The organism is Pseudomonas sp. B23(2017) (assembly GCF_002113725.1).
GTDB classification, from domain to species: Bacteria; Pseudomonadota; Gammaproteobacteria; order Pseudomonadales; family Pseudomonadaceae; genus Aquipseudomonas; species Aquipseudomonas putida_Z.
Genome location: NZ_NEJM01000001.1, coordinates 371,225 through 395,611 on the forward strand (window position 1 = coordinate 371,225; position 24,387 = coordinate 395,611).

Annotated in this window: 22 protein-coding genes; 14 read left to right on the forward strand and 8 right to left on the reverse strand. The window is 64.5% G+C overall.

The features are described 5' to 3' along the window. Positions 1-109: 109 nt before the first annotated feature. Genes CAG46_RS01625 through CAG46_RS01635 form a run of 3 tightly spaced genes read left to right on the forward strand, consistent with a single transcriptional unit; the run spans position 110 to position 3,842 of the window. Positions 110-1,393, forward strand: coding sequence for a pitrilysin family protein (locus tag CAG46_RS01625; protein WP_178080668.1), 1,284 nt, complete (start codon positions 110-112; stop codon positions 1,391-1,393). Then, complete coding sequence (locus CAG46_RS01630; RefSeq protein WP_085614592.1) at positions 1,390-2,790, forward strand: pitrilysin family protein; 1,401 nt, start codon at positions 1,390-1,392, stop codon at positions 2,788-2,790. The genes CAG46_RS01625 and CAG46_RS01630 overlap by 4 nt, the downstream gene beginning before the upstream one ends. 59 nt (positions 2,791-2,849) lie before the next feature. Beyond that, complete coding sequence (locus CAG46_RS01635) at positions 2,850-3,842, forward strand: hydrolase (RefSeq protein WP_085614591.1); 993 nt, start codon at positions 2,850-2,852, stop codon at positions 3,840-3,842. 128 nt (positions 3,843-3,970) lie between these two features. Here CAG46_RS01635 and CAG46_RS01640 read toward each other — a convergent pair whose 3' ends face one another. Next, positions 3,971-4,825 carry a sulfurtransferase gene (locus CAG46_RS01640; RefSeq protein ID WP_085614590.1) on the reverse strand — a complete coding sequence of 285 codons (855 nt, stop codon included), beginning with the start codon at positions 4,823-4,825 and terminating at the stop codon, positions 3,971-3,973. Positions 4,826-4,872: 47 nt separating this feature from the next. Further along, complete coding sequence (locus CAG46_RS01645; RefSeq protein WP_025340981.1) at positions 4,873-5,538, reverse strand: TetR/AcrR family transcriptional regulator; 666 nt, start codon at positions 5,536-5,538, stop codon at positions 4,873-4,875. 151 nt (positions 5,539-5,689) lie between these two features. Here CAG46_RS01645 and CAG46_RS01650 point away from each other — a divergent pair, with 151 nt between their 5' ends. The 5 genes from CAG46_RS01650 (at position 5,690) to CAG46_RS01670 (ending at position 10,187) form a co-directional block, all read left to right on the forward strand. After that, positions 5,690-7,120: a coniferyl aldehyde dehydrogenase gene (locus CAG46_RS01650; RefSeq protein WP_085614589.1), complete on the forward strand. Its 1,431-nt coding sequence runs from the start codon at positions 5,690-5,692 to the stop codon at positions 7,118-7,120. Positions 7,121-7,130: 10 nt separating this feature from the next. Next, positions 7,131-7,616 (forward strand): twin-arginine translocation pathway signal protein, encoded by a 486-nt coding sequence (locus tag CAG46_RS01655; RefSeq protein WP_085614588.1) that lies wholly within the window; start codon positions 7,131-7,133, stop codon positions 7,614-7,616. A gap of 20 nt (positions 7,617-7,636) precedes the next feature. Continuing rightward, on the forward strand, positions 7,637-9,235 hold the full coding sequence (locus tag CAG46_RS01660; protein ID WP_085614587.1) for a GMC family oxidoreductase: 1,599 nt from the start codon (positions 7,637-7,639) through the stop codon (positions 9,233-9,235). Between the two features lie 112 nt (positions 9,236-9,347). Continuing rightward, positions 9,348-9,827, forward strand: coding sequence for a pantetheine-phosphate adenylyltransferase (gene coaD / locus CAG46_RS01665; protein ID WP_075046666.1), 480 nt, complete (start codon positions 9,348-9,350; stop codon positions 9,825-9,827). A 108-nt stretch (positions 9,828-9,935) separates the two neighbouring features. Then, positions 9,936-10,187, forward strand: coding sequence for a YfhL family 4Fe-4S dicluster ferredoxin (locus tag CAG46_RS01670; protein ID WP_013974644.1), 252 nt, complete (start codon positions 9,936-9,938; stop codon positions 10,185-10,187). A gap of 165 nt (positions 10,188-10,352) precedes the next feature. Here the strand turns inward: CAG46_RS01670 and mutM are convergent, their stop codons facing one another. Both mutM and CAG46_RS01680 read right to left on the reverse strand, forming a co-directional pair. After that, on the reverse strand, positions 10,353-11,165 hold the full coding sequence (gene mutM / locus CAG46_RS01675; protein WP_010955661.1) for a bifunctional DNA-formamidopyrimidine glycosylase/DNA-(apurinic or apyrimidinic site) lyase: 813 nt from the start codon (positions 11,163-11,165) through the stop codon (positions 10,353-10,355). Between the two features lie 3 nt (positions 11,166-11,168). Next, positions 11,169-11,987 carry an HDOD domain-containing protein gene (locus CAG46_RS01680; RefSeq protein ID WP_170929260.1) on the reverse strand — a complete coding sequence of 273 codons (819 nt, stop codon included), beginning with the start codon at positions 11,985-11,987 and terminating at the stop codon, positions 11,169-11,171. A gap of 191 nt (positions 11,988-12,178) precedes the next feature. Here CAG46_RS01680 and CAG46_RS01685 point away from each other — a divergent pair, with 191 nt between their 5' ends. The 3 genes from CAG46_RS01685 to ilvD all read left to right on the forward strand — a co-directional run bounded on the left by CAG46_RS01685 (position 12,179) and on the right by ilvD (position 16,230). After that, on the forward strand, positions 12,179-12,718 hold the full coding sequence (locus tag CAG46_RS01685) for a type 1 glutamine amidotransferase domain-containing protein (protein ID WP_025340987.1): 540 nt from the start codon (positions 12,179-12,181) through the stop codon (positions 12,716-12,718). Between the two features lie 202 nt (positions 12,719-12,920). After that, on the forward strand, positions 12,921-14,117 hold the full coding sequence (locus CAG46_RS01690; protein ID WP_013974648.1) for a class I SAM-dependent rRNA methyltransferase: 1,197 nt from the start codon (positions 12,921-12,923) through the stop codon (positions 14,115-14,117). Between the two features lie 271 nt (positions 14,118-14,388). Beyond that, positions 14,389-16,230, forward strand: a complete 1,842-nt coding sequence (gene ilvD / locus CAG46_RS01695) for a dihydroxy-acid dehydratase (RefSeq protein WP_025340988.1) — start codon at positions 14,389-14,391, stop codon at positions 16,228-16,230. A gap of 174 nt (positions 16,231-16,404) precedes the next feature. Here ilvD and CAG46_RS01700 read toward each other — a convergent pair whose 3' ends face one another. Beyond that, positions 16,405-17,460, reverse strand: a complete 1,056-nt coding sequence (locus tag CAG46_RS01700; protein ID WP_025340989.1) for a phosphorylcholine phosphatase — start codon at positions 17,458-17,460, stop codon at positions 16,405-16,407. Between the two features lie 244 nt (positions 17,461-17,704). Between CAG46_RS01700 and CAG46_RS01705 the strand changes: the two genes are divergently transcribed. Beyond that, the gene (locus CAG46_RS01705) at positions 17,705-19,096 is read left to right on the forward strand and encodes an L-cystine transporter (protein ID WP_075046670.1); all 1,392 of its coding nucleotides are present in this window, start codon (positions 17,705-17,707) and stop codon (positions 19,094-19,096) included. Between the two features lie 128 nt (positions 19,097-19,224). Here CAG46_RS01705 and CAG46_RS01710 read toward each other — a convergent pair whose 3' ends face one another. Then, entirely contained in the window at positions 19,225-19,740 is a 516-nt protein-coding gene (locus CAG46_RS01710; protein WP_085614585.1) for a dihydrofolate reductase, read from the reverse strand. Between the two features lie 54 nt (positions 19,741-19,794). On the opposite strand from CAG46_RS01710, the gene CAG46_RS01715 reads away from it, so the two are divergent. Beyond that, positions 19,795-21,186 (forward strand): DUF2868 domain-containing protein, encoded by a 1,392-nt coding sequence (locus tag CAG46_RS01715; protein ID WP_085614584.1) that lies wholly within the window; start codon positions 19,795-19,797, stop codon positions 21,184-21,186. Next, positions 21,179-22,543 carry a GTPase/DUF3482 domain-containing protein gene (locus CAG46_RS01720; RefSeq protein ID WP_085614583.1) on the forward strand — a complete coding sequence of 455 codons (1,365 nt, stop codon included), beginning with the start codon at positions 21,179-21,181 and terminating at the stop codon, positions 22,541-22,543. Before CAG46_RS01715 ends, CAG46_RS01720 begins: the two co-directional genes overlap by 8 nt. 125 nt (positions 22,544-22,668) lie before the next feature. On the opposite strand, the gene CAG46_RS01725 is transcribed toward CAG46_RS01720, so the two are convergent. Further along, complete coding sequence (locus tag CAG46_RS01725; RefSeq protein WP_085614582.1) at positions 22,669-23,217, reverse strand: phosphonate degradation HD-domain oxygenase; 549 nt, start codon at positions 23,215-23,217, stop codon at positions 22,669-22,671. A 133-nt stretch (positions 23,218-23,350) separates the two neighbouring features. Next, positions 23,351-24,376, reverse strand: a complete 1,026-nt coding sequence (locus CAG46_RS01730; RefSeq protein ID WP_085592463.1) for a putative 2-aminoethylphosphonate ABC transporter substrate-binding protein — start codon at positions 24,374-24,376, stop codon at positions 23,351-23,353. Between the last annotated feature and the right edge of the window lie 11 nt (positions 24,377-24,387).

Sequence of the window (24,387 nt, forward strand, 5' to 3'; positions counted from 1 at the left end):
CCTTGTCGCTGAAGCTGTTCGGGTTCACATCAACCAGAGCACTTCAGCGATGACCTCACCACCTACTTCGCCACCCGACCTGGGCCAGGTCTCTGCAGGGCTTGACGCCTTGTCCTGCACCACTACCTCGCCATTGCAGCACTTCACGCTGGAAAACGGCCTGTCCGTTTACTTGCGAGAAAATCACAAGACATCTCTGGCCGCAGTCCAACTCTGGTACCACATAGGCTCAAGCCATGAGCCTGCCGGCCACACGAACCTGTCTCACGTACTGGAGCACCTGATTTTCGCAGGCAGCAGCAAACTGCCCGCCGGCCAATACAGCCGGGTGATCGCACGCATAGGGGGCAATGCCAATGCCTCCACCCACCTGGACGCCACCTCCTATGAAATCTCGCTACCGGCCAGCCGCCTGCCCATAGCGTTGGAAATCATGGCCGATGCCATGAGCACCGCTACCTTCGGTCAAGCGGAGATGGAAAGGGAGATAAAGGCGGTGGAGGACGAGCGCCGGCTCAAGCTGGACGTCCAGCCCGACCAACAGGCATACGATCAGCATAACGCTCTGGCACATGGCGCCAGCCCCTATGCAGGCCCGAGCTTCGGTTATCCGGCAGACCTGGACAGCATCGACCTGGCGGCGCTGCGAACCTGGTACAGGTCCTGGTATCAGCCCAACAACGCAACGCTTGTGGTAGTCGGCAGCGTTGACCTGCCAACGCTCCGGCAGCATGTGGAGCGTTACTTCGCAGGCGTGCCGAAAGCGCCTGTCGCCGACCGGCCTGTTCCACACCATGACACTCAACCGCAGGCCCGCAGCCACACCGTAAGCCTGCCAGGGTTACGCGAGGGGCTGTTCATGTCATTCAACGTTCCAGGCCGAGCAACAGCCCCCGACGCCAGGACATCGCTTGCCCTGACCCTGCTTTGCGACTTGCTTGGCGCAGGTTTCAGCTCCCGGCTGTACAGCGACCTGGTACGGGACAGGCGCCTGCTTACAGGTGTGCGAGTGACCTACGAGCCCTTGGTACGTGGCGACACGCTGTTGACGATTTCAGCCTACGTGAACACCACCCACGCCACACCGGAAGACGCCGCCCAAGCCGTTTACGAGCATGTGCAGGTGCTGCGCAGCGTTGCCTTGCCGGAAGAAGAGCTGCAGCGCGCCAAGTTGCGCATGCTCGCCCGACGGCTATTCGACCTTGACGCGCTCACCTCCCAGGCAGACGAGCTGGGCGCCGCTGCCGCCGCCGGTTTGCCAGCCTCGGTGATTGACGAGGACTGCCCTCTCATCCGGGACCTCGACAGCGCGACAGTGCAACAGGTGGCGGTTGCCTATCTGGGGCGCGAACGGCTGACCACAACCTACCTTCGGCCAGGAGTGCCAGCATGAGCCCAGACAACTTGACGACCACCCGACCAACGCTATGCGACGGCCCAACTACCGACACCGCGTTGGAGGCCATGGCCAACCTGGAATCGGCCAAGGAAATCGAGCTTGGCCAGATACCGCCCCTGCAAGCCGCCGCCGAGTGTTGGCAAACCGCCGGCGGCACAAAGGTCAGCTTCATCGCAGACCATGACCGCCCGATGTTCGACCTGGCCTTGCGCTTTCGAGCCGGCAACGTGCTTGACGGTGCCAACCCAGGCCTGGCTGCGGTTGCCCTGTACAGCCTCGACCAAGGGACCGGGGAGCTCGATGCAGCACAGTTTGCCGAGCAGCTGGCCGGGTATGGGGCCATCCTCGGCAGAAGGATCACCGATGACAGTGCGGTCATCACACTCCGCTGCCTGAGCTTGCCCGCGATACGCGCCAACGTGATGCAACTGTTCACCCAGATGCTGGCATATCCTGCTTTCAGGGAGCCTGACGTGGCGAAAATCCGGGAGCGGCTGGCTTTCAACCGGGTCCGACAGGGCTGCCACCCCCTTGTACGGCTTACCAACACCACGATGGCTCATGTTTTCCGTGATCATCCGTACGCTGCCAGCGCCACCACGACGGCCAGTGGCACCGTCAATGTCGAGCAGATCAGGGAATTCCACCAGAAGGCTTACTCGGCGAACAATCTGGATATTGGCCTGGTGGGGGACCTGAGCCGCAATGATGCGGAGCAGCTGATCGACGAACTCACCCGTGCCCTGCCGCAGGAGTGGGCCGCCGCCGCCCCGCCGCCACTCCCCGAACACCCGCCACTCATGCAGCACCTGACCGCCGCCGGCAGCGCCACCCGGGCACTGTTGACGTTGTCCTCGAAAGCTTCGCCAAGCAGCCCGCAATTTCCGGCCTTGACGCTGCTCAACGTGATACTTGGCACCAGCTATGAATCACGCCTGACGCAAGAGTTGCGAACCCTGCGCAGCCTGACCTACGCCATCTACTCCGACCTCAACCCGCTGGATGCGGCATGCCTGCTGCAAATTCATTGGGACATCGCCCCGCAGTACCGGGATGCGGCAGCGGCCCTGGTGTCGGGGATTGTCGCGTGCCTGCGCGAACGAGGCCCCAGCCAGGCAGAATGCGACATCGCTGTGAACGAAATTGCGGCCAAGCTGCATCACGACCTTGCAGACAGCGCCAAACTGGCCAGAGCACTTGCGACTTACAGTCACCAAGGGCTGCCAGGCGATCACCTTGCCACTTTTCTTGACAGGCTACAGTCGCTCACGCCTGCGAACCTGCGTGAAGCCGGGCAGGTGTGGTTGGGCAACGCGACGCAAGTGCTGGTGACCGTAGGCCCCGAGTCAGTGCAGCTGCCACTGCCGGAAACAATGAAGGACGACCAATAGCGCAGGTACATCGGGGTTTTTCCATGGCATTCTAGGCACGCACAACATGAGTCGCCCACATGCCCAGCCCCAGCGCAACGTTCCGTCCAGCCCTCGGCCTTGCCAACCCCCACTTGCAAACCTTGTGGGGGCCATTGTGGCGAAAACTGCCAGAGCTGCAGCGCAACCGCGAGCGGCTATGGCTGGCCGATGGCGACTTCATCGACCTGGACTGGCACGGCCCGCACCAGCCCCAAGCGCCGTTGGTGCTGGTGCTGCACGGTTTGACCGGCTCCTCCCACTCGCCCTACGTCAAAGGCTTGCAGCAAGCGCTGCAAGGCCGCGGCTGGGCCAGCGTGGCGGTGAACTGGCGCGGTTGCTCGGGCGAGCCCAACCTGCTGCCACGCAGCTACCATTCCGGCGCCAGCGAAGACCTGGCCGAAATCGTCAGCCACCTGCGTGCCCAGCGCCCGTTGGCGCCGTTGTATGCGGTGGGTTATTCGCTGGGGGGCAATGTGCTGCTGAAATACCTGGGCGAAAGCGGTGTCGCCAGCCAGTTGCAGGCTGCGGTAGCGGTGTCGGTGCCGTTTCGCCTGGACCACTGCGCCGACCGCATCGGCCAGGGCTTTTCAAAGGTGTACCAGGCGCATTTCATGCGCGAGATGCTGGCTTATGTGCAGCTCAAGCAGCGGCACTTCCATGACAAGGGCCAGCACGAACGGCTGGCGACGCTGCAACAGCTGGGGCCGTTGGGCAACCTGCGCACGTTTTGGGATTTCGACGGCAAGGTCACTGCACCGCTGAACGGTTTTCGCGATGCACACGACTACTACCGCCGCTCATCGAGTCATTTCTTCCTCGGCCAGAACCGCACGCCGACGCTGATCATCCACTCCAGCGATGACCCTTTCGTCTCCGGCCACAGCCTGCCAACGGCCCGCGAACTGGCGCCGCAGACCCGCTTCGAACTGCACAGCCGCGGCGGCCATGTGGGCTTTGTCGATGGCAGCCTGCGCAACCCAGGCTATTACCTGGAGCGGCGGATTCCACAGTGGCTGGTGGAGGGTCAATAGGAGCTGCGGTTTTCATTGGCAGTACCGGCCTCATCGCCGGCAAGCCAGCTCCCACGGGTGTGGTATAGGCCTGATGGGCAGTGGTGTACCTGTGGGAGCTGGCTTGTCGGCGATGAGGCCGGGCCTGCTTACTCGCCAGTGGCTACGCCATGCTGCGGATCGTTGATCCACTCACTCCACGACCCGGCATACAGCTTGCCCAGCGGGTACCCGGCCAACGCCAGGGCAAACAGGTTATGACACGCCGTCACCCCTGACCCGCAATACGCCACCAACTGCTCCGGCGCCCGCCCGGCCAGCATTTCGGCAAAGCGCTGTTTTAGCTGGTCCGGCTGCAGAAAACGCCCATCAGCCCCCAGGTTGTCGGTGAACGCCGCGCACTGCGCCCCCGGAATATGCCCCGCCACCGGGTCGATCGGTTCCACTTCGCCACGGAAACGCGGCAAGGCACGCGCATCGATCAAGGTCAGGTCTGCGTTACCCAAGCGCTTGGCCAGGTGCTCGGCATCGATCAGCAGCTTGCCGTCCGGCTCACCGTTGAAGGTGCCTTCCCGCTTGAGAGGCGGGTCCAGACTGAGCGGCAGGTGCGCCGCATGCCAGGCCTTCAGGCCACCGTCGAGGATCGCCACGCCGCTGCGCTTGCCCAGCCAGGCCAGCAGCCACCAGGCACGGGCAGCAAAAGCGCCAGGGCCGTCGTCGTACAGCACCACCTCGCTGTCATCGTCCAGGCCCCACTCACGCAGGCGCTCGACCAGCCGGCGCGCATCCGGCAACGGGTGGCGCCCGGTGCGCCCCTTGCTCACCGGCCCGCTGAGGTCACGCTCCAGGTCGGCAAAATGCGCCCCGGCAATATGCCCCTGGGCATAGCTGCGTTGGCCATAGTCCACATCCTCGAGGGCAAAGCGGCAGTCGAGGATCACCAACTTGGGCGAGCCCAGACGCTCGGCCAACTGCTGCGGGGTGATCAATTGCGCAAGGGGCATGACAATCTCCTGATCGATGGCACTATCGATAGCACTGAGGCCCTGGGTTAGTGCTCCAGGGCCTGGTTGAACGGTACATGGAATTCCTGGCAAAGGGCGTCCACGGCATTGCGGGCGTTGTCGGTGACGAAGCCCAGCTCCAGCACCAGTACCTGGTAGACGCCGCGCTTGAAGGCTTCTTCACCCAGGTGCGCGGAATGCTCCCGCGTGGTGCTGAGAAAACGTACCCAGGACGTCAACACGATCCAGGCGTTGATGGTCAGCGATTCGATCTGCGCTGGTGCCATGGCCAGGATGCCCGCCTCGACGAAGCCGCGGTAGATCGCCTGGCCCTGGCGCAGGCAGCGCTCGGAAAAGCGCCGATAACGGGCGGCCAGTTCCGGGTCGCTGTCCAGCAGGTGCTCCAGGTCGCGGTGCAGAAAACGGTAGTTCCACATCGCCGCCAGCAGGGCCTTGAGGTAGAAGCGCTTGTCCTCCACAGTCGCCGCGCGGCCTTGCGGCGGGCGCAGGAAGCTGTCCACCAGTTCTTCGTACTGGCTGAACAGCAAAGCGATGATCGCCTGCTTGTTGGGGAAGTGGTAATACAGGTTGCCGGGCGAAATTTCCATGTGCGCGGCAATGTGGTTGGTACTGACGCTGCGTTCGCCCTGCTGGTTGAACAGCTCGAGGCTGTTCTGCACGATGCGCTCTCGGGTCTTCATGCGCGGGGCCATGCTCAGCTCCCAGTCTGCGGGCCTTCATCAAAGGGTCATCTTACGGCGTATTGGCAATGGAATGCACCGCTCGACAACGCGGAAAAATTCGCACCATCGTACAAATTAGAGTATAGGCTCTAGGGATTCCCTGCCCGGACTCGACGCCGCCATGAACTCGCCCAGTGCCTTGCCCCCTGTGCAATCCGACCTCGACCTTGCGGCGACGTTCGCCACCCAGCGTCAGGCCTTTGCCGACAACCCCTTGCCAGCGGCTGCGCAGCGGCGCCAATGGCTGAAAAGCCTGCGGGAAGCCTTGCTGGCCGGCCAGGCCGAACTGATCGAGGCAATCGGCCAGGACTTTGAGGGGCGCAGCGCCGACGAGACCCTGCTGGCCGAGCTGCTGCCCTCGGTGCAAGGCCTGCGTCACGCCGAAAAGCACCTGCAGCGCTGGATGCGCGCCAGCCGGCGCAAGGTCGGCCTGGCCTTCCAGCCGGCCAGCGCTCAGGTGCGCTACCAACCCCTGGGCGTGGTCGGCATCATCGTGCCGTGGAACTACCCGCTGTTCCTTGCCATCGGCCCGCTGACCTGCGCCCTGGCCGCCGGCAACCGGGTAATGCTCAAGCTCAGCGAAGCCACGCCTGCCACTGGCCAGGCGCTCAAGCAACTGCTGGAGCAGGTGTTCCCCACCGATCTGGTCAGCGTGGTGCTCGGCGAGGTCGAGGTAGGCCAGGCCTTTGCCCGCTTGCCGTTCGATCACCTGCTGTTCACCGGCGCCACCAGCGTGGGGCGCCAGGTAATGCTGGCTGCGGCGCACAACCTGACCCCCGTCACCCTGGAACTGGGTGGCAAGTCGCCGGCCATAGTCTCGGCCGACGTACCGCTGGACAGCGCCGCCGAGCGCATCGCCTTCGGCAAGACCCTCAACGCTGGCCAGACCTGCGTCGCCCCCGATTACGTGCTGGTGCCACGCGAGCGCCTGGAGGCCTTCAGCGACGCCTACCAGCGTGCCGTGCGCCGGCTGTATCCGTGCATCGCCGGCAACCCCGACTTCACCGCCATCATCAACCAGCGCCAGCTGCAGCGCTTGCAACACCTACTGGACGATGCCCACGCCAAAGGTGCGCAGGTACTCGACCTGTACCCCGATGAAGCCCGCCAGGGCCGGCGCCTGCCACCCCACCTGCTGCTGGGGGTGAACGACAGCATGCAGGTGATGCAGGACGAAATCTTCGGCCCATTGCTGCCCCTGGTGCCCTACGACAGCCTCGAGCAGGCACTGGCCTACATCAACCAGCGCCCGCGCCCGCTGGCGCTTTACTACTTCGGCTATGACCGCGCAGCCCAGGAGCAGGTGCTGCGCCACACCCACTCCGGTGGAGTGTGCCTGAACGACACCCTGCTGCACGTGGCCCAGGATGACTTGCCGTTCGGCGGCATCGGCCCTTCAGGCATGGGCCATTACCATGGCCACGACGGCTTCCTGACCTTCAGCAAGGCCAAGGCGGTGCTGGCCAAGCAACGCTTCAACGCTGCCCGGCTGATCTACCCGCCTTATGGCAAAGCCTTGCAGCGCCTGGTCTTCAAGCTTTTCATCCGCTGAGGGCCGGCCCATGCACCGCCGCGAACTGCTGCGCTTCAGCCTTGGCGCCAGCGTCTTTCTGGCGGGCACCAGCCTGGTCGGCTGCAGCGCACAGACAGCCGCAACGGGTTACCAGGTACTGCGCGACGACGACCTGCCGCTGCTGCGCGCGCTGATCCCGGTGGTACTGGCCGGCACCCAGGCCGCCGAGACACTGGTGCTGCATAGCCTCGACCACAAGCTGGCGGCGCTGTCGCCGGAAATGCTCAAACTCACCCGGCAGTTGTTCGACGTGCTCAACCTGCCGCTCACCCGCGGCCCCCTGACCGGTGTCTGGGGCGCCTGGGAACGAGCCAGCGCCGCGCAGGTCACGGCCTTCCTGCAACGTTGGCAGGACAGCTCGCTGAATCTGCTGCGCATGGGCCACGCCTCGTTGCTGCAGTTGCTGCAGATGGCCTGGTACGAACGCCCCGAATCCTGGGCTGCCTGCGGCTACCCCGGGCCACCGAAAACCTGAAAACAACAAGAGCAGCGCCAATGCCTGTACCCGACCCGTTTCGCCAAGGCCTGGAAAGCGGCTGGATCACCCACGACGCCTCGCGCCTGGAGCACGACCTCACGCTGGAAGCCGACGTTGCCGTGATCGGCAGCGGTGCCGGTGGCGCTACCAGCGCGCAAATGCTCAGCACTGCCGGCTTCAAGGTGCTGCTGATCGAAGAAGGCCCGCTGAAGACCAGCAGCGATTTCCACCTGCTGGAAAACGAAGCCTATGCCAGCCTGTACCAGGAAGGCCTGGGCCGCATGAGCAAGGACGGCGCCATCACCATCCTCCAGGGCCGCGCCGTGGGCGGCACCACGCTGGTCAACTGGACCTCCAGCTTTCGCACGCCGCCACAGACCCTGGCGCACTGGGCCGCAGCCCACAACGTGACCGGCCTGGGCGAGGAGCAAATGCGCCCCTGGTTCGAGCGCATCGAGCAGGAACTGGGCATCAGCCCCTGGGCCCTGCCACCGAATGCGAACAACGACGTGCTGCGCCGTGGCTGCGAACAGCTGGGCTACCGCTGGGCGGTGATCCCGCGCAACGTGCGCGGCTGCTGGAACCTGGGCTACTGCGGCATGGGTTGCCCGGTGAATGCCAAGCAGTCGATGCTGGTCACGCGTATTCCCGCCACCCTCGAACAAGGCGGCGAGCTGCTGTACCTGGCTCGGGCCGAGCGCTTCGAGCACAATGGCGAGCGCATCCAGGGCCTGTCATGCCAGGCCCTGGATAGCCAGGGCATACACGCCACAGGCCGGCAGGTCCGTGTTCGCGCGCGTCACTACATCCTTGCCGGTGGCGGCATCAACAGCCCGGCCCTGCTGCTGCGTTCCGACGCGCCCGACCCGCATGGCCGCCTGGGCAAACGGACCTTCCTGCACCTGGTCAACTTCAGCGCAGCACGCTTCAACGACCGTATCGACCCCTACTACGGCGCCCCGCAATCCATCTACAGCGACCATTTCCAATGGCAAGGCGGCAGCGACGGCCCGGTTGGCTACAAGCTGGAAGTGCCACCGCTGCACCCGGCCTTGGCCAGCACGCTGCTGGGCGGGCATGGTCACGAGAATGCCCGGCGCATGGCCGAGCTGCCACATACCCACGTGATGCTGGCGCTGCTGCGTGACGGCTTCCACCCACAAAGCCAGGGCGGGACCGTGGAGCTGCGCGGCGATGGCTCACCGGTGCTCGATTACCCGGTCACCGACTACCTGCGCGACGGCCTGCGCCGCGCCTATCGCAGCATGGCGCAGATCCAGTTCGCCGCCGGCGCCACCCAGGTCACCCCCGTGCACAGCGATGCCAGCGCCGCGTCCAGCCTGGAGCAGGCCTTGGCCATGATCGACAAGTTGCGCCTGGAGCCGTTCCGCACGCGCCTGGGCAGCGCTCACGTGATGGGTGGCTGCGCCCTCGGCGACGACCCGCGCCAGGCGGTATGCGACAGCCTTGGCCGCCATCACCAGCTGGAAAACCTGTCGGTTCACGACGGCTCGCTGTTCCCCACCAGTATCGGCGCCAACCCGCAACTGTCGGTGTATGCCATCAGCGCCAGGCTCACCGAAGCGCTGGTCGCCCGCCTGGCACACAGCGCATGACAAGGAACAGGCCCCCTGTCTATAGTGCCATCAGCCGGCCGCATGACTTGGCCGGGGCGCCGTCGCTGCGCTACCATCCGACTCCCCAACGCACTCCAGCCAGGATGACGCGATGAACCGAGTGTTGTACCCGGGTACTTTCGACCCCATTACCAAAGGCCATGGCGACTTGGTCGAGCGCGCCTCGCGGCTGTTCGACCACGTGATCATCGCGGTGGCGGCCAGCCCGAAGAAAAACCCGCTGTTCCCGCTGGAACAACGGGTGGAGCTCGCCCGTGAGGTCACCAAGCACCTGCCCAATGTCGAAGTCATCGGCTTCTCCTCGCTGCTGGCGCATTTCGCCAAGGAACAGGGCGCCAACGTCTTCCTGCGTGGCCTGCGTGCGGTGTCCGACTTCGAGTACGAGTTCCAGCTGGCGAACATGAACCGGCAACTGGCTCCCGACGTCGAGAGCCTGTTCCTCACACCTTCGGAGCGCTATTCGTTCATTTCCTCGACCCTGGTCCGGGAAATTGCCGCGCTGGGCGGTGATATCAGCAAGTTCGTCCACCCGGCGGTGGCCGAGGCGCTGACCGAACGCTTCAAGAAGTGACCTTTAGCGGCTGATCATCGCGCCCGCGTGCACTGCGGGCGCGAATGCGGCACAATTGTGCCCACTGCGTTGAACATGCCCGGGCGCAGAGCCCCGGCCGGAGTCCCCATGTCCCTGATCATCACCGACGATTGCATCAACTGCGACGTCTGCGAACCCGAGTGCCCGAACGAGGCCATCTCCCAAGGCGAAGAGATCTACGTGATCGACCCTAACCTGTGCACCCAGTGCGTGGGCCATTACGACGAGCCGCAATGCCAGCAGGTCTGCCCGGTCGACTGCATCCCGCTGGATGAAGCGCACCCGGAAACCGAAGAAGAGCTGATGGCCAAGTACCGCCGGATTACTGGCAAGGCCTGATCGCTGCCTGGCCGCCTCCACGCGGTCCCTGTGTGGGAGCGGCCTTGCGTCGCGATGGGGCGCGAAGCGGCCCCAGGATTTCAGCTTCGCAGCAAAAACTGCCGGGGCCGCTGTGCGGCCCTTTCGCGACGCAAGGCCGCTCCCAGAGGTACCGCGTAACTTGTCTCAGCGCTGGCAGCGCGGGCAATACACACTCGCCCTCTGCCCCAGCTTCACCTCGCGCAACTCAGTGCCACACACCTTGCACGGCTGCCCGCCCCGCCCGTACACGAACAATTCCTGCTGGAAGTACCCCGGCTGCCCGTCGCCACCGATGAAGTCGCGTAGCGTGGTGCCGCCCTGCTCGATCGCCGCCGCCAGCACGCGCTTGATCTCGATCGCCAGCTTCAGGTAACGCGCCCGGGAAATCCCGCCCGCTTCCCGACGAGGGTCGATGCCGGCGGCAAACAGCGCCTCGGTGGCGTAGATGTTGCCCACCCCCACCACCACCGCGTTGTCCATGATGAACGGCTTGACCGCCATCGACCGCCCACGGGACAGCTGGAACAGCCGCTCGCCGTCGAACAGGTCGGTCAGCGGCTCCGGCCCCAGGCGCAGCAGCAGTTCATGGTTGAGCGGGTCCAGGCTCCACAGCATCGCGCCAAAGCGGCGCGGGTCGGTGTAGCGCAGCATCAACCCCGACTCCAGCTCGATATCCACGTGCTCATGCTTGGCCGCCGGCAAGCCCAGCTCGACCAGGCGAAGGTTGCCCGACATGCCCAGGTGACTGATCAGGGTGCCGACCTCGGCATTGATCAACAGGTACTTGGCGCGCCGCTCGACACTGACGATGCGCTGCCCCGACAGGCGCACATCCAGGTCTTCCGGAATCGGCCAGCGCAGGCGCCGGTCACGCACCACCACCCGGCTGACGCGTTGGCCTTCCAGGTGGGGCGCAATACCGCGCCGGGTGGTTTCTACTTCTGGCAATTCCGGCATGTGTCAGTGCCCGCCCAACTCGCGAATGTTCTGCTTGAGGTTTTCGAAATCGTATTCCGACAAGCCAATGTAATCGAGCACCAGCGGGCCGACCACATTCCATTCGTGGTCCACGGCCTGGTTGCCCAGCACCCGGTACGATGCGCAGATGTGCTCGGCCATCTTCAGCACCGCCAGCAGGTTTTTAAGCTGGCTCTGGGTATTGCGCGAACTCTCGTCGCGGAACACCGCCAGGGCGTTGTGGTGGTTGGCAATGGCCGCGCTGAGGTGCTCGGGCAGGCGCCAGGACTTGGCAGTGAAATAGCCGACCACCGAATGGTTGGTGTTGAACGCGCGGTTTTCGGTGTCGACCACGCGGGTTTCCTCGTCGGCCTTGGCATAGGCCTCTTCCAGCACATCCATGTAGTCGGGGAAACGCTTGAGCATCAGCGGCACGCCACAGTCATGGAACAGGCCCAGGGTGTAGGCCTCGTCCGCCGCCTGGATGCCGGTGCGCTTGGCCAGTGTCAGGCAGGTCATCGCCACGTCCTGGGCGGTGTCCCAGAAGCGGTTGAGGGTAACGATGGTCTCGTCGCTCATCTCGCCCTTGATCGACTGGGCGTTGATCAGGTTGATGATCGAACGGCTGCCCAGCAGGTTCACCGCGCGCTGGATCGAACCGATCTTGTTGGAAAGGCCGAAATGCGGGGAGTTGACCAGCTTGAGCAAGGCGCCCGAGAGGCCCGGGTCCTGGGAGATCAGCTTGGCGATGGTTTCCAGGTCCGGGTCAGGCATGTACTGCTCGAACTGCAGATCGACCATGATCTGCGGTTGCGGCGGGATGGTGATGCCTTGCAAGGCTTGCTGGATCTGTTCGGCGCTGAGTTCTTGGGACATACGTGCACACTCGTTTGGGACCGGCGATTCTAACCCTCCAGACCGGAAATGGACCAACCACTGAATCGTTGCGCCGGAACTTTACTCTATCCATGCGGGCCTCTCTCTCATATTCATCAAGGAAAGGAGCAAGGCCCATGAGTGCAGAACTGAACGGCAAGCGAGTGGCTTTCCTGGTCACCGACGGCTTCGAGCAAGTGGAACTGACAGGCCCTCGCGAGGCCCTGGAACAGAGCGGCGCGGTGGTGGACATCCTCAGCGACAAGGAGGGCACGGTACGCGGCTGGAACCACGACCAGCCGGCCGACGCATTCGCCGTGGACGCAACCTTCGAAAGCGCCCACCTGGACCTCTACGATGCCCTGGTGCTGCCCGGCGGCGTGCAAAACTCTGACACGATTCGATTGATCCCCGCCGCGCAGAAACTGGTGAAAAGCCACGATTCGGCTGGCAAGCCACTGGCGGTGATCTGCCACGGTGGCTGGTTGCTGGTGTCGTGCGGATTAGCCAAGGGCAAGCGGCTGACCAGCTACAAGACCCTGCAGGACGACATCCGCAATGCCGGCGGAGACTGGGTGGATGAAGAAGTGGTAGTCGATGGCAACCTGATCACCAGCCGCCAACCCGACGACATTCCGGCGTTCAACCAGCAACTGATCAAGGCATTGGCAGCCTGACGCCATCTCATGGCCAACGCGAGACCTGCAGGAGCGGCCTTGTGTCGCGAAAGGGCCGCAAAAGCGGCCCCGGCAATCCATGCAGTGCTGCTGAAACCCTGGGGCTGCTGCGCAGCCCTTTCGCGACACAAGGCCGCTCCCACAACGGGCATGCGGCCCGGCAACAGGCTATAATCCCGCTCTTTTTTCCCGGAGCGACGTCATGTCCCTGCCCAGCCTACGCCTCAAAGCCAATGCCGACCGCCGCCTGCGCGCCGGCCACCTGTGGGTCTACAGCAACGAAGTCGACGTCAGCGCGACCCCGCTGCAAGGCTTCCAGGCCGGCCAGCAGGCTGTTCTCGAGGCGGCCAACGGCAAGCCGCTGGGTATCGTCGCACTGAGCCCGAACAACCTGATCTGCGCCCGCCTGCTGTCGCGCGACGCCAAGCTGCCGCTGGACAAGTCGCTGCTGGTGCACCGCCTGAACGTCGCCCTGTCGCTGCGCCAGCGCCTGTTCGACCAACCGTGCTACCGCCTGGTCTATGGCGATTCCGATCTGCTGCCAGGCCTGGTGGTCGACCGCTTCTTCGACATCCTCGTGGTGCAATTGGCCTCGGCCACCATGGAAGCGCACAAGGACGACGTGATTGCAGCCCTGGTACAGGTGCTCAAGCCAAGCGGCATCCTGTTCAAGAACGACTCCTCCGCACGTGACGCCGAAGGCCTGCAGCGCTATGTCGAGACCGTCTATGGCGAAGTGCCGGACTGGGTGCCGCTGGAAGAAAACGGCGTCAAGTTCGAAGCCCCGGTACGCGAAGGCCAGAAGACCGGCTGGTTCTACGACCACCGCATGAACCGTGCACGCCTGGCGCCATACGTGAAAGGCAAGCGCGTGCTCGACCTGTTCAGCTACATCGGTGGCTGGGGCGTGCAAGCCGGTGCCTTCGGCGCCAGCGAAGTGTTCTGCGTCGACGCCTCGGGCTTCGCCCTGGACGGCGTGGAGCGTAACGCCGCGCTGAACGGCATCAGCGAGAAACTGACCTGCATCGAAGGCGATGTGTTCGAGGCCCTGCGCGAACTGAAGGCCGCCGAAGAGCGCTTCGACGTGATCATTGCCGACCCACCCGCCTTCATCAAGCGCAAGAAAGACCTGAAAAACGGCGAAGCGGCCTACCGCCGCCTGAACGAGCAGGCCATGCGCATGCTGACCAAGGACGGCATCCTGGTCAGTGCCTCGTGCTCGATGCACCTGCCCGAGGACGACCTGCACAACATCCTGCTGACCAGCGCCCGTCACCTGGACCGCAACCTGCAGTTGCTCGAACGCGGCGGCCAAGGCCCGGACCACCCGGTGCACCCGGCCATCGCCGAAACCCGCTACATCAAGAGCATCACCTGCCGGTTGCTGCCAAACAGCTGATATCCGCTAAAAAGGGCCGCCAAGCGGCCCTTTCCTGCTGCAATCTCCCCGCCAGCTATCCACATCTGCATTCCCTCGCCGCGCCAGCGGTGTAGAATCGGCCTATTCATCGCCAGTCATCCCCGGCGGGTTTATGAGCTCTGCCCAAGCACGCGGCGATCCCGCGAGGTCTTCGGCCCCATCCGTGCCAGTGGCAACCGGCCTGCGGTACAAAGGACAAGAGAAGCTCACTCCCCTTTTTGTGACCTGATTAAGCCGCCAGGAGTGTTTCATGCCTGATTATCGTTCCAAGACTTCCACCCAAGGCCGCAACATGGCCGGCGCCCGTGCCCTGTGGCGCGCCACCGGGATGAAGGACGAAGACTTCAAGAAACCGATCATCGCCATCGCCAACTCGTTCACCCAGTTCGTCCCGGGCCACGTGCACCTGAAGGACCTGGGCCAGCTGGTCGCCCGCGAAATCGAACGCGCCGGTGGCGTGGCCAAGGAATTCAACACCATCGCGGTCGATGACGGCATCGCCATGGGCCACGACGGCATGCTCTACTCGCTGCCAAGCCGCGAGATCATCGCCGACGCCGTGGAGTACATGGTCAACGCCCACTGCGCCGACGCCATCGTGTGCATCTCCAACTGCGACAAGATCACCCCCGGCATGCTGATGGCCGCCCTGCGCCTGAACATCCCGGTAATCTTCGTCTCCGGCGGCCCGATGGAAGCCGGCAAGACCAAGCTGGCCAGCCACGGCCTGGACCTGGTCGACGCCATGGTCATTGCCGCCGACTCCTCGGCTTCCGACGAAAAAGTCGCCGAATACGAGCGCAGCGCCTGCCCTACCTGCGGTTCGTGCTCCGGCATGTTCACCGCCAACTCGATGAACTGCCTGACCGAAGCCCTGGGCCTGGCCCTGCCGGGCAACGGTTCGACCCTGGCCACCCACGCCGACCGCGAGCAGCTGTTCCTCACCGCCGGCCGCACCATCGTCGAGCTGTGCAAGCGCTACTACGGCGAGAACGATGAGTCGGTACTGCCGCGCAACATCGCCAACTTCAAGGCGTTCGAAAACGCCATGATGCTCGACATCGCCATGGGCGGCTCGACCAACACCATCCTGCACCTGCTGGCCGCCGCCCAGGAAGCCGAGGTGGCGTTCGACCTGCGCGACATCGACCGCCTGTCGCGCAAGGTGCCGCAGCTGTGCAAGGTTGCGCCGAACATCCAGAAATATCACATGGAAGACGTGCACCGTGCCGGCGGCATCTTCAGCATCCTCGGCTCGCTGGCCCGTGGCGGCCTGCTGCACACCGACCTGCCGACCGTGCACAGCCGCAGCATGGAAGAAGCCATCGCCAAGTGGGACATCACCCAGACCGATGACGAAGCCGTGCACACCTTCTTCAAGGCCGGCCCTGCCGGCATCCCGACCCAGACGGCATTCAGCCAGTCGACCCGTTGGGAATCCCTGGATGACGACCGTGAGAACGGCTGCATCCGCAGTGTCGAGCACGCCTATTCGCAGGAAGGCGGCCTGGCCGTGCTGTACGGCAACATCGCGCTGGACGGCTGCGTGGTGAAAACCGCCGGTGTCGACGAGTCGATCCTGGTGTTCGAAGGCACCGCGAAGATTTTCGAGAGCCAGGACAGCGCCGTACGCGGCATCCTCGCCGACGAAGTGAAGGCCGGCGACATCGTGATCATCCGCTATGAAGGCCCGAAAGGTGGTCCGGGCATGCAGGAAATGCTGTACCCGACCTCGTACCTGAAGTCCAAGGGCCTGGGCAAGGCTTGCGCCCTGCTCACCGACGGCCGCTTCTCGGGCGGCACCTCGGGCCTGTCGATCGGCCATGCCTCGCCGGAAGCCGCCGCTGGCGGCGCCATCGGCCTGGTGCGCGACGGCGACAAGGTGCTGATCGACATCCCCAATCGTTCGATCAACCTGCAGGTCAGCGACGAAGAGCTGGCCGAGCGCCGTGTCGAGCAGGACAAGAAGGGCTGGAAACCGGCTGAAGTACGCCCACGCAAGGTGACCACCGCGCTGAAGGCCTATGCCCTGCTGGCGACCAGTGCCGACAAGGGCGCTGTGCGTAACAAGGCGATGCTGGAAGGGCTGTGAGGCTCTGACGGTATGAATGAAGAACCGGCGCCCTGGGCGCCGGTTTTTTTATGCCTGTAAGGGCCCTTTCGCGGGTAAACCCGCTCCCACAGGTACAGCGCCTGGCTCAAAGGCTGCGGAGTCCTTGTGGGAGCGGGTTTACCCGTGAAGAGGCCAGCACAGGCACCACATGGCTTACTGAATCTGCTCCGGCGTCACGATCACCCAGTTCTTGTCCGCCGTCACCGGCAGCCCTTCCTTGGCCTGCGCCGCGGCATTCCTGGCAATCATCCCATTCATCTGGTCCATGTACTTGGCCTTGCGGTTTATCCACAAGTGGATGCCACCTTTGCCCACATCCACCCCATGAAACTGCATGTAGCCATCACTGGTCGGCGTATCGCCCCCCACCAGCACCGGTTTCTTCCACTCATCGATATAGGTCAGGATCGCGGCCTGCTTGCCTGCCATCCAGGTGGCCGGGGTCCACAGGTACGGGGTCAGTTCCAGCCCCACGTTGGCCTTGGCATCATAGTGCCCGGCGCTGATCTGCTTGCGCGCGGTGGTCAACTGGCCGCTGGCGCGGTCCTTCAGCAACAGGCTCACGCCAATCACATTCTGCGGTTTCACGTTGTAGCCGTACTTGGGGTCCGACGCGACCATGCGCACCAGTTCCTCGGAAGCAGCGGAAATCACATAGACCTCGATACCATTCTCCATCAGCTTGTTGTACAGCTCGGCCTGGCCCTTGAAGACCTTGGGTGGCTGTACCTCGATGGCCTTGACCTGGTCCCCTTCGTAATAGGTGGCCGGGATCGGTTTGCCGGAGGCCATCAGCTCATCCACCTGCACCTTCAGCTCCTGCAGGGTAAAGCCGGAGAACACCTGGGCCACCCACGGGTAGCAGACCATGTCGTCCACTTCGCACAGCCGGTAGTAGTAACTGAACAGGCTTTCCTTGTGCTCGGCGGTGTCCTTGAACGGCATCAGCTTCAACGAGGGGTCGAGCTTGTCGCGGCTCAGCAGGCCCTTGTTTTCCATGAACGGCAGCAAGGCCTCTTCAAGGTCGTAGCGGTAGCTGGTGTTGTCCATGTCAAAGACAGCGTAGTTACCCTTGTTGGCATTGGCGGCAATCATGCCGTCGAGCTGCCTGGCTGCCTCGGCGGGCCAGTGCTTGAGCTCGGTGGCGAAGGTTTCGATACTGAACAGCAGGGACAGGCCGATGGCGACGGCTTTCGGAGCGAACTTCATGTACGAATCTCCTGAAATGACCCCGAAACGCTAGTGCAACAATCCCCGCCGCCAGCCCTTGATAACGACCTCCATGCAGCTGCAAACGCCGTGTTCATTGCAATCCGCGACACGCCGTTATTCCATAAACGACTATGCACATTCCATTTGGGTATAAATTCGTTTGTTTTCAGCCTGTTAGCATTTCCGTTCGCAATCGCTCACAGAGGCGATGCCTCTTCTGCTTTTTTCTGCTGGAGCTTCAATGAACCTGCCGCTGTCCCTTAACCTGCTGGCGTTCCTGGCCCTGTTGCTGGGCCTGGCACAAACCCGCCGCACCGACTGGAGCCTGGCCAGGAAAGTATTGCTGGGCCTGGTCCTGGGCGTGGTGTTCGGCCTGATCCTGCATACCGTCTATGGCGCTGGCCACCCCGTACTCAAGGCCACCATCAGCTGGCTCGACCTGGTCGGCAACGGCTACGTCGGCCTGTTGCAGATGATCGTAATGCCGCTGATCTTCGCCTCGATCCTCAGTGCCGTGGCTCGCCTGCACAATGCCTCGTCACTGGGCCGCATCAGTGTGCTGAGCATTGGCACCCTGCTGCTGACCACCGCCATCGCCGCGTTGATCGGCATCGTCCTGACCAACCTGTTCGGCCTGAGCGCCGAAGGCCTGGTGGCCGGCGCGCAGGAAAGCGCGCGCATGCAGGTTATCCACAGCGACTATGCCGGCAAGGTCGCCGACCTCAACATCCCGCAATTGCTGCTGTCGTTCATCCCCAGCAACCCGGTAGGTGACCTGGCACGGGCCAAGCCGACCTCGATCATCAGCGTGGTGATCTTTGCCGTGTTCCTCGGCCTGGCCGCGCTGCAGCTGATCAAGGACGATGCCGAGAAAGGCGAACGCGCGCTGTCGGCCATCGACACCCTGCAGGCCTGGGTGATGCGCCTGGTGCGGGTGGTGATGAAGCTGACCCCGTATGGCGTACTGGCGCTGATGACCAAGGTGGTGGCCAGCTCGAACATGGAAGACATCCTCAAGCTGGGCAGCTTCGTGGTGGTGTCGTACCTGGGCCTGGCGCTGATGTTCGTGGTGCACGGCGTTATCCTCGCCGCCACCGGCGTGAGCCCGCTGCGCTTCTTCCGCAAGGTGTGGCCGGTGCTGACCTTCGCCTTCACCAGCCGCTCCAGCGCCGCCAGCATTCCGCTGAACATCGAAGCGCAAACCCGCCGCCTGGGCGTACCGCAGTCGATTGCCAGCTTCAGCGCATCGTTCGGTACCACCATTGGCCAGAACGGCTGCGCCGGCCTCTATCCCGCCATGTTGGCGGTGATGGTGGCGCCGGCGGTGGGCATCGATACCTTCGACCCGCTGTGGATCGCCACCCTCGTGGCCATCGTCACCTTGAGTTCGGCAGGTGTTGCCGGCGTAGGTGGCGGTGCGACTTTCGCCGCGCTGATCGTGCTGCCGGCCATGGGCTTGCCGGTGGAGCTGGTAGCGTTGCTGATTTCGGTGGAGCCGCTGATCGACATGGGCCGCACGGCGTTGAACGTGAACGGTTCGATGACCGCAGGGGTGGTGACCAGCCAACTGCTGAAAGAGACCGACAAGGATGTGCTGGCTGGCGATGAACATGCCGAGCTGAGCCACTCCTGACAGATTGCCGGGGGGCGCGTTGCGCCCCTGTCGCGACACAAGGCCGCTCCTACAACGGCCCGGCGTGTGCCGATCAATGTGGGAGCGGCCTTGTGTCGCGAAAGGGCTGCAAAGCAGCCCCGGCAATCTCAAACCTTTTCCCAGACCTCGAAATGATACCCAGGCTTGCCTTCCTCAGCCTGCGCCTCGCTCGACACCAAGGTCCACTGCCCCCGATCAAACTCAGGGAACCACGCATCCCCTTCCGGCGACAACTCGACCCGCGTCAGGTACATGCGGCTGACCAGCCCTTTCTCCAGCGCCTGCCCATACAGCTGCGCCCCGCCAATCAGCATCAGCTCATCGACACCGGCCTCCCGCGCCCACTGCTCGGCCCGCACCAGCGCCTCTTCCAGCGAGCCGAACACCTCGGCCCCCGCCAGTTCCAGCCCTGCCTGCCGGCTGACGACGATATTCAACCGCCCGGGCAATGGCCTGCCCAGCGAGTCCCAGGTCTTGCGCCCCATGATGATCGGCTTGCCCAGGGTAGTGGCCTTGAAGTACTTGAAGTCCCCCGGCAGATGCCAGGGCATGGAGTTGTCGATGCCGATCACGCGGTTCTCGGCGTGAGCCGCGATCAGGCTGAGGGGGAGTGATGTATTCATGCCAGCGAGGATAGCACCGGGCGTGTGGGTTATGCTTCTGCCCTGACCTGTGCAATGGAAGACCTTGTGACCGCACCGACTTCACTGGACAAGCGCTGGCTCACCGAAGCGGTACGCCTGCGCGAGGAACATGCCGGCCCCCTGGAGGACCAGGAAGCCAACCGCCGCGCCCGCCAGGCAGGCGGTGACCTGGCGGCCCGCATCGAAACCCGTGCCCTGTTCCTGGCCGAACGCGACGGCATCAGCACCGCCCTGCGCCACTGGAAACAGGGCGCACGCCTGGCGCTGCTGGCCTTGCTGGTGCTGGCCGTGCTCAGCGGCGCAGGGTTGGCGCTGGCCGCCCTGGGCGACGGGCAGCGCCCGGTGAATGTGTTCTGGGCCCTGGGCAGCCTGCTCGGCCTGAACCTGCTGATGCTGCTGGGCTGGGCCATCGGCTTTGCCCTGAGCGGCGAGCATGGCGCGGGGCTGGGCCGCCTGTGGCTGTGGCTGAGCGAACGCTTTGCCCGTGACGCCAAGGCCGCGCACCTGGCACCGGCGCTGCTGGTGCTGCTGCAACGCCAGCGCCTGAACCGCTGGCTGCTCGGCCTGCTGGTGCATGGCCTGTGGCTGCTGGCGATGATCACCGCACTGGGCATGCTGCTGGCCTTGCTGGCAACCCGGCGCTATGGCTTTGTCTGGGAGACCACCCTGCTCGCCGCCGCCCCGTTCATCCACCTGACCCAAGCCTTGGGCGCGCTGCCCTCGTTGCTGGGCTTCACGGTACCCGACGAGACCATGATCCGCGCCAGCGGCGACAGCCAGCCGGCCCTGGACCTGGCGCGTCAGGCCTGGGCCAGCTGGCTGCTTGGCGTGGTGCTGGTGTACGGCCTGCTGCCGCGTCTGCTGTTGGCCGGGCTGTGCCTGTGGCGCTGGCGCCAAGGCCGCCAACGCCTGGCGCTGGACCTCAGCCTGCCCGGCTACGCGCAGCTGCGTGAAGCGCTGATGCCACGCAGCGAACGCATCGGCGTCCAGGATGCCGCGCCCGAGGCCTTGCCGCAGTTTGCCGCTGGCCAGCTGGAAAGCGGCAGCAGCGGCGCCCTGCTGGTCGGCCTGGAGCTGGACGACCAGCACCCCTGGCCGCCCGCGCTGCCGAAAAGCGTGACCAGTGCCGGCGTGCTCGACAGCCGCGAATCGCGCAACCGCCTGCTCGAACAGCTCAGCCGTTTTCCGCCGGCACGCCTGGCCATCGCTTGCGACCCGCGCCGTTCGCCCGACCGCGGCAGCCTGGCGCTGCTCGCCGAGCTGGCACGCAATGCCGGCGCCACCCGCATCTGGCTACTGCAGGCCGCACCGGGCGAGGCCTTGGACGCCCAGCGCCTGGGCGACTGGCACGAAGCCCTCGACCGCCTTGGCCTGGCGCATGCCGATACCTCGCCGCTGACCTGGCTGGAGCATGGCCATGACTGAGCCGCTGAAACTGGCCGTGGTCGGCCACACCAACGTCGGCAAGACCTCGCTGCTGCGCACCCTGACCCGTGACGTCGGCTTTGGCGAAGTTTCCCACCGCCCCAGCACCACCCGCCATGTGGAAGGTGCGCGGCTGTCGGTGGACGGCGAACCCTTGCTCGAGCTGTACGACACCCCGGGCCTGGAAGACGCCATCGCCCTGCTCGACTACCTCGAACGCCTGGAGCGCCCGGGCGAGCGCCTGGACGGCCCGGCCCGCCTCGAGCGCTTTCTGCAAGGTAGCGAGGCACGCCAGCGTTTCGAGCAGGAGGCCAAGGTGCTGCGCCAGCTGCTGGCCAGCAATGCCGGTTTGTATGTGATCGACGCCCGCGAACCGGTGCTGGCCAAATACCGCGACGAACTGGAAGTGCTGGCCAGTTGTGGCAAGCCGCTGCTACCGGTGCTGAACTTCGTCGCCAGCCACCAGCACCGCGAGCCGCAATGGCGTGAAGCCCTTGCCAGGCTTGGGCTTCACGCGTTGGTGCGGTTCGACAGCGTGGCCCCGCCAGAGGATGGCGAGCGCCGGTTGTACGAAAGCCTGGCCCTGCTGCTGGAAGACGCCCGCCCGGCCCTGCAGCGGCTGATCGACGACCAGCAGGCACAGCGCCTGGCGCGCCGGCACAGCGGCAAGCGCCTGATTGCCGAGCTGCTGCTGGACTGCGCCGCCTGCCGGCGCAGCGTCGAGGCCGAACCGGCTGCCGAAGCCCGGGCCATCGAGGCATTGCGGCAAGAGGTGCGCCAGCGCGAGCAGCGCTGTGTCGAGGCACTGCTCAAGCTGTATGCCTTCCGCCGCGAGGACGCCCATGCCAGCGACCTGCCGTTGCTGGATGGCCGTTGGGGCGATGACCTGTTCAATCCCGAAACCTTGAAGCTGCTGGGCGTGCGCCTGGGCAGTGGTGTGGCCGCCGGTGCTGCGGCGGGTGCCGGAGTGGACCTGCTGGTCGGCGGCCTGACACTGGGGGCTGCCGCCCTGGCCGGGGCGATTGCCGGCGGCGCGCTGCAGACGGCGCGCAACTATGGGTCGCGGTTGATGGGCAAGCTCAAGGGCAAGCGCGAGCTGACGGTGGACGACACGGTGTTGCGCTTGTTGGCCTTGCGTCAGCAGCAGTTGATGGTGGCGCTGGAAAACCGCGGGCATGCGGCGCAGGACAGCATTCGGCTGGGGGAGCTGGATGAGAAGGCCTGGCGGGAGGGCAAGTTGCCGGAGGCGCTGAGCAAGGCGCGGGCGCATCCGCAGTGGTCCACTCTGAACCCTAGGGCGAAGCTGAACCAGGCTGAGCGGCAGGAACAGCTGGAGGCGCTGGTTTCACAGTTTTGATCAAGCAGGTCTGGCCTCTTCGCGGGTAAACCCGCTCCCACAGGTATCTCACATTCCTTGAGATGTGCACTATTCCTGTGGGAGCGGGTTCACCCGCGAAGAGGCCCGCACAGGCAGCCCACATCTCAAAGTAATGCCAAAGCCTTCCGCTTCAACCCATCCAGGTCAATCACCGCCACCCCGACCACCTTGGCCCGCTCATCCCACTCCCTCATCCGCAAGCTCACCTCGAACAGCGGATCCCGCTCGAACACATCCGCCTCGCCCTCGCTCATCACGCCCCCCTGATACTCCAAGGTCCGCCGGCTCGCTTCACTCAACCGCTGGTAATACCCAGGCTGGCGCAAAGTCAGGTAGCGCTTGGCCTCCACGTGATACTGCACCAGCCGCGCCATGCGTTCGCCGAAACCGCAGCGGCGTAAATACTCGGCGCCGATGCGCTCATGGCTGGCCACGCCATAGCCGCCCATGCTGGCGTCACCGCCGCACAGGTGGCCGATGTCGTGGAAGAACGCCGCCAGCACCACTTCATCGTCGAAGCCTTCGGCCATGGCCAGTTGCGCGGCCTGGGACATGTGTTCGAGCTGGGTGATGGCTTCGCCGATGTAGTCGTCACTGCCGTGGCGTTCGTACAGCGCGAAGGTGCTGTCGATGATCTGGGCTGGGGTGGGCATCACTGTTTATTCCTGGCTGGATTGCAGCAGTGGCTTCTTCGCGGGCATGCCCGCTCCCACAAGGATCGCACACAGCTGAAGGACTGCGCGGTACCTGTGGGAGCGGGCGCGCCCGCGAAGAGGCCGATACAGGTTACTGCTGAGCCACCTTCTCCGACTTGCCGTCATAGCGCTTGCGCCACTCGGCCAGGATCTGGTCACGGTTCTTCGAGGCCCAGGCAAAGTCGTTCTTGATCAGGCGCTGTTCATAGTCCGCCGGCAGTTCGGTCTGCGGCTTGGCAATACCCGGTGCAGCCAGCACGGCGAAGTTCTCCTTGTACAGCTCCATGGCCGCCGGGCTTGCCGAGAAATCAGCCAGGCGCTTGGCCGCATCCGCTTTTGGTGAACCCTTGATCACCGCAGTCGCCTCGATCTCCCAGCCCAGGCCTTCCTTCGGCAGCACGATGTCCAGCGGCGCGCCCTGGCGCTTGAGCTGCACGGCAGGGTACTCGAACGAGATACCGATCGGGAATTCACCCGCTGCGGCAAGCTTGCACGGCTTGGAACCGGAATGAACGTACTGGCCGATGTTCTGGTGCAGTGCATCCATGTACGCCCAACCCTGCGGCTCGCCAAAGGTCTGCAGCCAGGCACTGACATCCAGGAAGCCGGTGCCGGACGAGGCCGGGTTCGGCATGACGATCTTGCCCTTGTACTCGGGCTTGGTCAGGTCCTGCCAGCTCACCGGCTTGCTCAGGCCCTGCTTCTCGGCCTCGATAGTATTGAAGCAGATGGTCGCGGCCCACACGTCCATACCGACCCAGGCTGGCGGGTTGGCAGCATCGCGGTAATTGGCGGCAATCTTGCCCAGGTCCTTCGGTGCGTAGGCTTCGAGCATGCCGTTCTGGTCGAGGATGGCCAGGCTGGAAGCAGCCAGGCCCCACACTGCGTCGGCTTGCGGGCGGTCTTTCTCGGCCAGCAGCTTGGCGGTGATGATGCCGGTGGAGTCACGAACCCACTTGATCTCGATGTCCGGGTTGGCCTTCTCGAAGGCCTGCTTGTAGCTCTTCAGCTGTTCGGCTTCCAGGGCGGTGTAGACCGTCAGCTGGGTACCAGCGGCCGAAGCCTGCAGGCTGAACACGGCGGAAACGGCAGCGGCAAGTGCAAGGTGCTTGTACATGGGTAGGTTCC

What these genes read in the sequence shown, in the direction of transcription:
- CAG46_RS01630 (WP_085614592.1), top strand. Translation starts at nt 1,390, where the DNA reads ATGAGCCCAGACAACTTGACGACCACCCGACCAACGCTATGCGACGGC.
- CAG46_RS01635 (WP_085614591.1), top strand. Translation starts at nt 2,850, where the DNA reads ATGCCCAGCCCCAGCGCAACGTTCCGTCCAGCCCTCGGCCTTGCCAAC.
- CAG46_RS01640 (WP_085614590.1), bottom strand. Translation starts at nt 4,825, where the DNA reads ATGCCCCTTGCGCAATTGATCACCCCGCAGCAGTTGGCCGAGCGTCTG.
- CAG46_RS01645 (WP_025340981.1), bottom strand. Translation starts at nt 5,538, where the DNA reads ATGGCCCCGCGCATGAAGACCCGAGAGCGCATCGTGCAGAACAGCCTC.
- CAG46_RS01650 (WP_085614589.1), top strand. Translation starts at nt 5,690, where the DNA reads ATGAACTCGCCCAGTGCCTTGCCCCCTGTGCAATCCGACCTCGACCTT.
- CAG46_RS01655 (WP_085614588.1), top strand. Translation starts at nt 7,131, where the DNA reads ATGCACCGCCGCGAACTGCTGCGCTTCAGCCTTGGCGCCAGCGTCTTT.
- CAG46_RS01660 (WP_085614587.1), top strand. Translation starts at nt 7,637, where the DNA reads ATGCCTGTACCCGACCCGTTTCGCCAAGGCCTGGAAAGCGGCTGGATC.
- coaD (WP_075046666.1), top strand. Translation starts at nt 9,348, where the DNA reads ATGAACCGAGTGTTGTACCCGGGTACTTTCGACCCCATTACCAAAGGC.
- CAG46_RS01670 (WP_013974644.1), top strand. Translation starts at nt 9,936, where the DNA reads ATGTCCCTGATCATCACCGACGATTGCATCAACTGCGACGTCTGCGAA.
- mutM (WP_010955661.1), bottom strand. Translation starts at nt 11,165, where the DNA reads ATGCCGGAATTGCCAGAAGTAGAAACCACCCGGCGCGGTATTGCGCCC.
- CAG46_RS01685 (WP_025340987.1), top strand. Translation starts at nt 12,179, where the DNA reads ATGAGTGCAGAACTGAACGGCAAGCGAGTGGCTTTCCTGGTCACCGAC.
- CAG46_RS01690 (WP_013974648.1), top strand. Translation starts at nt 12,921, where the DNA reads ATGTCCCTGCCCAGCCTACGCCTCAAAGCCAATGCCGACCGCCGCCTG.
- ilvD (WP_025340988.1), top strand. Translation starts at nt 14,389, where the DNA reads ATGCCTGATTATCGTTCCAAGACTTCCACCCAAGGCCGCAACATGGCC.
- CAG46_RS01700 (WP_025340989.1), bottom strand. Translation starts at nt 17,460, where the DNA reads ATGAAGTTCGCTCCGAAAGCCGTCGCCATCGGCCTGTCCCTGCTGTTC.
- CAG46_RS01705 (WP_075046670.1), top strand. Translation starts at nt 17,705, where the DNA reads ATGAACCTGCCGCTGTCCCTTAACCTGCTGGCGTTCCTGGCCCTGTTG.
- CAG46_RS01710 (WP_085614585.1), bottom strand. Translation starts at nt 19,740, where the DNA reads ATGAATACATCACTCCCCCTCAGCCTGATCGCGGCTCACGCCGAGAAC.
- CAG46_RS01715 (WP_085614584.1), top strand. Translation starts at nt 19,795, where the DNA reads ATGGAAGACCTTGTGACCGCACCGACTTCACTGGACAAGCGCTGGCTC.
- CAG46_RS01720 (WP_085614583.1), top strand. Translation starts at nt 21,179, where the DNA reads ATGACTGAGCCGCTGAAACTGGCCGTGGTCGGCCACACCAACGTCGGC.
- CAG46_RS01725 (WP_085614582.1), bottom strand. Translation starts at nt 23,217, where the DNA reads ATGCCCACCCCAGCCCAGATCATCGACAGCACCTTCGCGCTGTACGAA.
- CAG46_RS01730 (WP_085592463.1), bottom strand. Translation starts at nt 24,376, where the DNA reads ATGTACAAGCACCTTGCACTTGCCGCTGCCGTTTCCGCCGTGTTCAGC.